The organism is Candidatus Villigracilis saccharophilus, from assembly GCF_016711665.1.
The window spans coordinates 26,339-32,712 of sequence record NZ_JADJSO010000060.1 but is presented as its reverse complement, the minus strand read 5'-3'; the positions used below and the strand labels follow the sequence as shown (position 1 = coordinate 32,712).

Below are 6,374 nucleotides of genomic sequence, written 5' to 3'. Positions count from 1 at the left end.
GCATGATGATATGCTGCCGTATGTGGAAAGTGATGTTATTGATAACAGTTATCAAGTCACAACTTGTGATCAGGTGCAAAAGTGGGTCGACGAAGTCAAGGGTAGAGATTGATGGATAGCGTCAAAGGATGAAGATAGTAACGCAGACAATTGAGCCCGCATAATTCCGTTCAAAAACCCGGCGTGTTAGGTCAGGGTAGCAACCGTCCTGGCAAAATGCCGGGGCTGTTGCCGCGATTTGAAACGCTGGCGGTTAACACAAGATCCTGATGCGGGATGGTTGTCCTCTTTGGCATCCTCAACAACAAATATATCGCCACCCAACCTCCATTCCTTTCCAGTGATTATTTTGATCCGCGTTTGCTGCATGACCTCGCAAATGGACTGCAGAAATTACAAGTGGTGTCTGCAATGGTGATGGTCTCGTTACGCTTTTATCACAGGACGCAGCCAGCTTGGCAAATTACTAGCGTTGATTGATTTTCCATTTGTTGATGATGGCAAATTCGAGTTCGGGTTGTGTATGACAAAGCGCATCAGTCTGCGCTCGTTCCGCCTGTGGAAGTTGCGGCATGATGATCATGCGCGTGCATGAAGGCGTGGGTGCTTTTGGAAGATCTTTGACGATATAAAGCTCAGATGATGGGTTTGGCCTCGCCGCAGCCTGCCAAAGCCCTGCCTGAGATCGTTGTGATAAATGAAGAGGAATTCAATAAACGGGTGGCCGGAACTTGTGAGGTCGATCATCAAAGGATCAAACGCCTCAGGAAACTGCTGATGATTCGGCTGGATAGTAAAAAGTACACCATGATCTAAAAAGGAGAAACCATGGGACATAAAGGTGTTAGTCAACGCAAACCTAAAAATCTAAATTGTCTTCCAATGTCAATGCGCACGCGAACAAAAATTCGTCAGTGCAGACACTTGTAAAAGATACCGGCGCGGCTCTCAGCAAGGATGGAGCGAAGAGAACCGTCTGATGGATCGAATAAAAAAGATAGAAAAGGAAAGTGTGGAAGTTTGGATTTAGATCGAAGTCCTCTGGCTTCGATGTGAAGTTTATCGTTTTAGCGTGATCAAGGAGAGATAACAGTGAAACTGAATTTGATCTTTATAGTTATGGATCTGCTTACATTGCTCGCCTATCCATTCTTTTTTACATATAGCAAATTTCACCAGGTGCCAAAACCAGCAGAGCCGCGCGTTCCAGCCGACTTTGTAAATTGTCGCTTAATAAGCGGAAGAATTTTAAATCAATTGGAGGAATTATCATGAAAGGTTACGTACAAAAATATCGAAAGTATCTCCGTCAAGAATGAGAATTTTCGTCAGGCACTTTATACGGCTAAAAATTGTCAGCTCGTAGTTATGGCGTTGAATCCGAAAGAGGAAATTGGAATGGAAGTGCACAGCTTGATCAGTTCTTTCGTGTGGAGGAAGGAGTAGGCGAAGCAGTTCTCGATGGCATTCGCAAGATGATCAGCGCGGCTTTGCGGTGCTTGTCCCAGCCGGGACGAAATCACAACATTAATGTCCGCCACGACTCCAATGAAACTCTATACACTCTATTCACCGCCAAATCACCGCGACGGAGTTATTCATCGGACCCGCGCCGAAGCCGAGAAAGATGATGAACAATTCGACGGTAAAACTACGGAATAAAGTTTACAAGGAGAAATCTCATGAATAAACAAGCAGGTTTATGGATCGACCATCGCAAGGCTGTCATCGTACTGATCACTGACGAAGGTGAAGAAGTGCAGAAGGATTGTGTCCGGTATGGATAAGCATGTCCGCTTTTCGAGCGGTGACGCATCAGAGTCGGGTCGACTGAAGATGTGCGGGATCGTCAATTTTGGAAACCATCTTAATGATTACTACGACAAAGGTCATTGAATATCTTCGCGATGTGGACACCATTCAGATATTTGGGTCGGTGAAGCAAAAAGGTGAGCTCGAAAAACGCATTGTGCATGAAGGACTCAAGGGAAACATCCTTGCCATTGAAGCCATGGATAAAATGACAGATCACCAGATTTCCCGGGCGAAAGTTCGGGAACGATTTTTAGCACATAACAGGATGTATGAATCGAGTTGGCTCATTATTGCTTGCAGAGATCTGACTGAGTATTGAGTCAAAGTCTTCCATAATTTTTGAGCGTGTATGGTTCGCATTCTTAATGCAACAAGAACTATCAACGCTATTAATGCGCAGTGGAGTTTTGTAGAAAAATCGTATATGGAAGGTTTGACTTTTTCAAACCATGTAATAAATACATGAAAGTGAGTCACGGTGCGTACACAAACAATTCGATTTCCAAATCAACAGGCGCTCTGCGTCTTTCCAGACCAACCTTCAGACCTTGTGCGGGCGGTCTCTGAATTGGGGTTGGATAAAAATTATCCGGTTATTGTTCTGATCGGTGGGAATATTGATGAAGAACAAGCAGTTGTGACCCGCCTTGCCATCCACTCAATTGCCAGAGCTGCGGAGGACATGAACGCGTTGATCGTTTGCGGGGGAACGAACATGGGGTTATGGCTGAGATTGAATGATACGCTAGCAAAACCATTGGAAATTTCTTTGGTAGGAATAACACTTGAAGACTTAGTGACTGGCCTGATGGCCCTCGAAGTATCAAATTTTTATGGTGGGGGAAAAAGCGCTGGCAACTAGCACCTTATTATTCTCATTTTATACTTGTCCCAGGTAATCAATTTGGAGATGAATCTCCATGGATCACGAATGCGGCAACCCTCCTGTCCAACGGGCAGAAATCTGTGACGATATTGATCAACGGGGAGAGGTCTCTCGCAAAGATATTGAACTGAGTTTGCGAATAGCCGTGGGTTATCGCTCTGAGCGGTACGGGGCGTCTTGCTGATGAATTAGCGGCGCAGCCGGATCGTCATGAATTGATCTTCATTGTGCCGGCCAACGCTGAAGAGAAGATCTCTGAGGTTGTTCAGGCCGTGCTGGCCTGATTTGTGTTTGGAGCAGGTGACAATAAAAATGGAATTCGACGAACAAAATTCTGCTTATTCCATGTGCTGTGCATGGGCACGTATCGGACATCCATTCATTTCTGGATGAATATCAATAGAACGATAGTTTTGGTACAAAATCAGCCCAATTGCTGCGAAAGATATTCCTGCAAACGCATGCCTTCAATTTCGATCTGCTCAACAAGCATCGAGGCCTCGCTACTTTTTTTCTGTTTTCCACATGCTTCAAGTTTTGCGGCCAGAGCGGATATTGGTCCAGCATTGAAGTTCAAGGATATTCCCTTTAGGCTATGAGCATACCTTCCCAATATTTCCATATCCTCTGCTTGCAATGCAGACCTCAACTCTTACATACGATCAGGCAAATGATCCTGAATTCCTTGCACATCTCATTCATAAAGACACGGTCCCCGTCAAAACGGTATAAAGCTCCTTCAAGGTCGGCGGGTAATTGATCGGCAGGGGGAATCTGATTGCACAACAGGAGCAGGCTCAGGCGCGATAGGAAACGCATTTTCTCCACCCCAATCATCGTCAATATTTTCTTTCAAAACAGTTCTTTCAACGGAAGAAAAATCCTTCACAGGTTCCGATGAATTTTTTTCAGGAGGCATCCTGTGTCCAACGATCAATGGCATTGAAGAGTACGCGCGGTTCAAGCGGTTTGGTGACATAGTCATCCATGCCTGCGTCAAGGCAACGATCGCGGTCACCACTCATCGCATGCGCAGTCATGGCGATGATGGGGATATGCTGGCCATTATTTTGTTCCCAAGTACGCATCTGCTGCGTGGCCTCAAATCCATCCATATCGGGCATTTGAACATCCATCAGCACCAGGTTGTATTGAATGACTTTTATTTTTCCAATGCTTGCAAGCCATTATTCACAGCATCCACCGAGTACCCTGCTTTTTGCAGCAATACCATTGCCAGTTTCTGATTGATCGGATTATCTTCAGCCAGTAAAAGGCGCAAGCCAAATTTCTTTTGTTCCGAGATCGTGTGGCGTGTAATGATGCGCGGCGATGGTTCTTCTTTGCGGCCCAACACGGCCACAATGGCGTCAAATAACATTTGCTGTTTTACAGGTTTGAGTAAATAGCCGAGCATCCAAGTGCTTCGAGGCGGACTGCATCTCCACGCTGCCCCATTGAGGTGAGGATCAGGATCTTGATATCCTTCAATACTGGATCGCTCTTGATCGCGCGGGCGGTCTGTTCTCCATCCATGCCGGGCATTTGCATATCCAGCAGAACGACATGATACGGATCATCCGCGCGTTGGGCATTGCGAAGAACTTCAATGGCTTTGCGCCGCTGGAAGCTGTATCTACTCGAGAACCCACTGCCTCGACATTCTTTGTGAGCACCATGCGGTTGGTCTGGTTATCATCTACAATCAGGATGCGCGCATGTGTCAGATTGACGGGACCAAATACGAGCGGGGCTGTTCCGCGTTTCTCGAGAGGCTGTTTCTCAAATTGGATGTCAAACCAGAATGTGGTGCCAATGCCCGGAGTACTATACAGGCCGATCTTACCGCCCATAATTTCAACAAGTTGTTTTGAGATCGTCAGTCCCAAACCAGTTCCGCCGTATGTGCGCGTGGTGGAGCCATCAGCCTGGGTAAATCTTTCAAATACAGCGGCTTGACGTTCATAAGGAATGCCTATGCCTGTGTCCTGCACTGAAAAGTGGACTGTGGCGTGATGTTCGGTCTGTTCAAGAGTTTCAGCGCGAATGACGATCTCGCCTTGATGTGTGAATTTAATGGCATTGCCAACAAGGTTGACCAGAATCTGTCTGATGCGGCCGGGGTCGCCGCGCAAACTGGATGTGATTTCCGGGTCGATCAGACAGGCGATCTCAAGTCCCTTTTCGTGTGCGCGTTTGGCAAGCGTATACGCCACATCTTCAACTGCATTGCGCAGGCTGAAACTGATCGCTTCAAGATCAAGCTTGCCCGATTCGATTTTGGAGAAATCAAGAATATCGTTGAGCAGGGATAGAAGTGCCTCAGCGCTATGAAGCGATGTTTGCAGATAATCCCTCTGTTCAGAATTGAGCTGTGTATCCAGCGTAAGTTCAAGCATGCCCATGACACCGTTCATGGGTGTGCGAATCTCATGACTCATATTGGCGAGGAATTCACTCTTGGCGCGGTTGGATTCTTCGGCTTCGCGCTGGGCGCTTACCAGTTCCGAAATATCATGATACATTGCCAGTGTACCCGTCTTCTGTCCATCCACAAATACCGGCACGCCAAAAATCTCAACATCCACTAGAGAGCCGTCCTTGCGTTTACGTTTTGATATGGCATGAACCGCTTGATCCTTAACAGCAAGTGTATAACTGGATGCTTCTTGATATGTTTTCGGATCAGTGATCAGAGAATCCAGATTGGTCCCAAGGATTTCCGGAACCAGCATAACCATATAACTGCTCAAACGCAGGATTGCTGGATACGATCTTTTCTTCATTATCAAGCACAACGATCGCAACCGGACTGTTTTGCACCAATGATTCAAAGTATTGTTTCTCGCGCGCCAGATCACTGGTAATCCTTTTGCGATCTGTAATATCACGGAGAATGGCAGTATAAAATTTATCATCACCAAACTGCCACTCAGCCAGTGAAAACTCGATCGGGAATTCACTACCATTCTTATGACGGGCTTCGAGTTCAACGGTCTTACCGATAACATGAGGATTCCCGCCTGCCTGCATGCGCGCTAATCCTGCCAGATGACCGGCGCTATGATGCGGCGGTATGATCAGCGTCAACGACTGACCACTGATCTCGGCTTCGGAATATCCGAAGATTTTCTCAGCGCCGCGATTCCAACCGATCACATTTCCAGCGCTGTCGGCGGAAATGATCGCATCATTGGCTGAATGTGTGACTGCGCTGTAACGCGCCTCCCTTTCCTCCAAAGCTGCGGCAGCTTTCTTCTGTTCAGAAATATCCCGCCAATGCCTACAAGCCCAAAGATGTGGCCATTTCTATCTCTCAATGGTACTTTGGTGGTCATTACCCATATTTGGTTACCCTGACCATCCAACCCGGGTTCTTCGCGATTAATGACCGCTATCCCTGAATCAAGAACGGATTTGTCGTCAGCCCAAAATTTTTCAGCTAGTTCAGGCGGGTATAAATCAAAGTCCGATTTACCCAACACATCTTCCATGTTCTTCCCGCGTGACGCCTGCCAGTCTGCAATGTTGGAAATGCTTTTGCGTCCCTGCATATCCTTGACATAAATACGATCCGGTATATTGTTAATCAGCGTATTGAGTAAATTACGTTCGGCCGCTATTTTCTCTTCCGCCTGCTTACGGTCGGTAATATCACGTGCCACCCAAATCA

The 6,374-nt window shown here is 46.7% G+C and carries 13 protein-coding genes; 5 read left to right on the top strand and 8 right to left on the bottom strand.

Features of this window, described 5'->3' with window-relative positions:
* The first annotated feature begins 276 nt into the window (after window positions 1-276).
* From IPL17_RS19305 to IPL17_RS19285, 5 genes are all read left to right on the top strand, one after another.
* On the top strand, window positions 277-480 hold the full coding sequence (locus IPL17_RS19305) for a hypothetical protein (protein ID WP_345308718.1): 204 nt from the start codon (window positions 277-279) through the stop codon (window positions 478-480).
* A gap of 159 nt (window positions 481-639) precedes the next feature.
* Entirely contained in the window at window positions 640-816 is a 177-nt protein-coding gene (locus IPL17_RS19300; RefSeq protein WP_345308717.1) for a hypothetical protein, read from the top strand.
* 1,039 nt (window positions 817-1,855) lie between these two features.
* On the top strand, window positions 1,856-2,134 hold the full coding sequence (locus tag IPL17_RS19295) for a hypothetical protein (protein ID WP_345308716.1): 279 nt from the start codon (window positions 1,856-1,858) through the stop codon (window positions 2,132-2,134).
* Between the two features lie 159 nt (window positions 2,135-2,293).
* Window positions 2,294-2,677 carry a hypothetical protein gene (locus tag IPL17_RS19290; RefSeq protein WP_345308715.1) on the top strand — a complete coding sequence of 128 codons (384 nt, stop codon included), beginning with the start codon at window positions 2,294-2,296 and terminating at the stop codon, window positions 2,675-2,677.
* Window positions 2,638-2,832 carry a hypothetical protein gene (locus IPL17_RS19285; protein ID WP_345308719.1) on the top strand — a complete coding sequence of 65 codons (195 nt, stop codon included), beginning with the start codon at window positions 2,638-2,640 and terminating at the stop codon, window positions 2,830-2,832. Before IPL17_RS19290 ends, IPL17_RS19285 begins: the two co-directional genes overlap by 40 nt.
* A gap of 293 nt (window positions 2,833-3,125) precedes the next feature.
* Here IPL17_RS19285 and IPL17_RS19280 read toward each other — a convergent pair whose 3' ends face one another.
* The 8 genes from IPL17_RS19280 to IPL17_RS19245 form a co-directional block, all read right to left on the bottom strand.
* Window positions 3,126-3,323 carry an Hpt domain-containing protein gene (locus IPL17_RS19280; RefSeq protein ID WP_345308714.1) on the bottom strand — a complete coding sequence of 66 codons (198 nt, stop codon included), beginning with the start codon at window positions 3,321-3,323 and terminating at the stop codon, window positions 3,126-3,128.
* Window positions 3,324-3,346: 23 nt separating this feature from the next.
* Entirely contained in the window at window positions 3,347-3,520 is a 174-nt protein-coding gene (locus tag IPL17_RS19275; protein ID WP_345308713.1) for a hypothetical protein, read from the bottom strand.
* 89 nt (window positions 3,521-3,609) lie between these two features.
* Entirely contained in the window at window positions 3,610-3,825 is a 216-nt protein-coding gene (locus IPL17_RS19270; RefSeq protein ID WP_345308712.1) for a response regulator, read from the bottom strand.
* Between the two features lie 38 nt (window positions 3,826-3,863).
* Complete coding sequence (locus IPL17_RS19265) at window positions 3,864-4,118, bottom strand: hypothetical protein (protein ID WP_345308711.1); 255 nt, start codon at window positions 4,116-4,118, stop codon at window positions 3,864-3,866.
* Window positions 4,091-4,246 carry a hypothetical protein gene (locus tag IPL17_RS19260; RefSeq protein WP_345308710.1) on the bottom strand — a complete coding sequence of 52 codons (156 nt, stop codon included), beginning with the start codon at window positions 4,244-4,246 and terminating at the stop codon, window positions 4,091-4,093. Before IPL17_RS19260 ends, IPL17_RS19265 begins: the two co-directional genes overlap by 28 nt.
* Complete coding sequence (locus tag IPL17_RS19255) at window positions 4,189-5,436, bottom strand: ATP-binding protein (protein ID WP_345308709.1); 1,248 nt, start codon at window positions 5,434-5,436, stop codon at window positions 4,189-4,191. The genes IPL17_RS19260 and IPL17_RS19255 overlap by 58 nt, the downstream gene beginning before the upstream one ends.
* Window positions 5,387-5,941 (bottom strand): PAS domain S-box protein, encoded by a 555-nt coding sequence (locus IPL17_RS19250; RefSeq protein ID WP_345308708.1) that lies wholly within the window; start codon window positions 5,939-5,941, stop codon window positions 5,387-5,389. Before IPL17_RS19250 ends, IPL17_RS19255 begins: the two co-directional genes overlap by 50 nt.
* Window positions 5,857-6,366, bottom strand: a complete 510-nt coding sequence (locus IPL17_RS19245) for a PAS domain-containing protein (RefSeq protein WP_345308707.1) — start codon at window positions 6,364-6,366, stop codon at window positions 5,857-5,859. The genes IPL17_RS19250 and IPL17_RS19245 overlap by 85 nt, the downstream gene beginning before the upstream one ends.
* Between the last annotated feature and the right edge of the window lie 8 nt (window positions 6,367-6,374).

Excerpts from the sequence above, each read along its gene's own strand:
- IPL17_RS19265 (WP_345308711.1), bottom strand. The coding sequence starts at position 4,118 with ATGCTCGGCTATTTACTCAAACCTGTAAAACAGCAAATGTTATTTGAC.
- IPL17_RS19305 (WP_345308718.1), top strand. The coding sequence starts at position 277 with ATGGTTGTCCTCTTTGGCATCCTCAACAACAAATATATCGCCACCCAA.
- IPL17_RS19275 (WP_345308713.1), bottom strand. The coding sequence starts at position 3,520 with ATGCGTTTCCTATCGCGCCTGAGCCTGCTCCTGTTGTGCAATCAGATT.
- IPL17_RS19300 (WP_345308717.1), top strand. The coding sequence starts at position 640 with ATGATGGGTTTGGCCTCGCCGCAGCCTGCCAAAGCCCTGCCTGAGATC.
- IPL17_RS19260 (WP_345308710.1), bottom strand. The coding sequence starts at position 4,246 with ATGCCCGGCATGGATGGAGAACAGACCGCCCGCGCGATCAAGAGCGAT.
- IPL17_RS19255 (WP_345308709.1), bottom strand. The coding sequence starts at position 5,436 with ATGCTGGTTCCGGAAATCCTTGGGACCAATCTGGATTCTCTGATCACT.
- IPL17_RS19270 (WP_345308712.1), bottom strand. The coding sequence starts at position 3,825 with ATGCCCGATATGGATGGATTTGAGGCCACGCAGCAGATGCGTACTTGG.
- IPL17_RS19280 (WP_345308714.1), bottom strand. The coding sequence starts at position 3,323 with ATGGAAATATTGGGAAGGTATGCTCATAGCCTAAAGGGAATATCCTTG.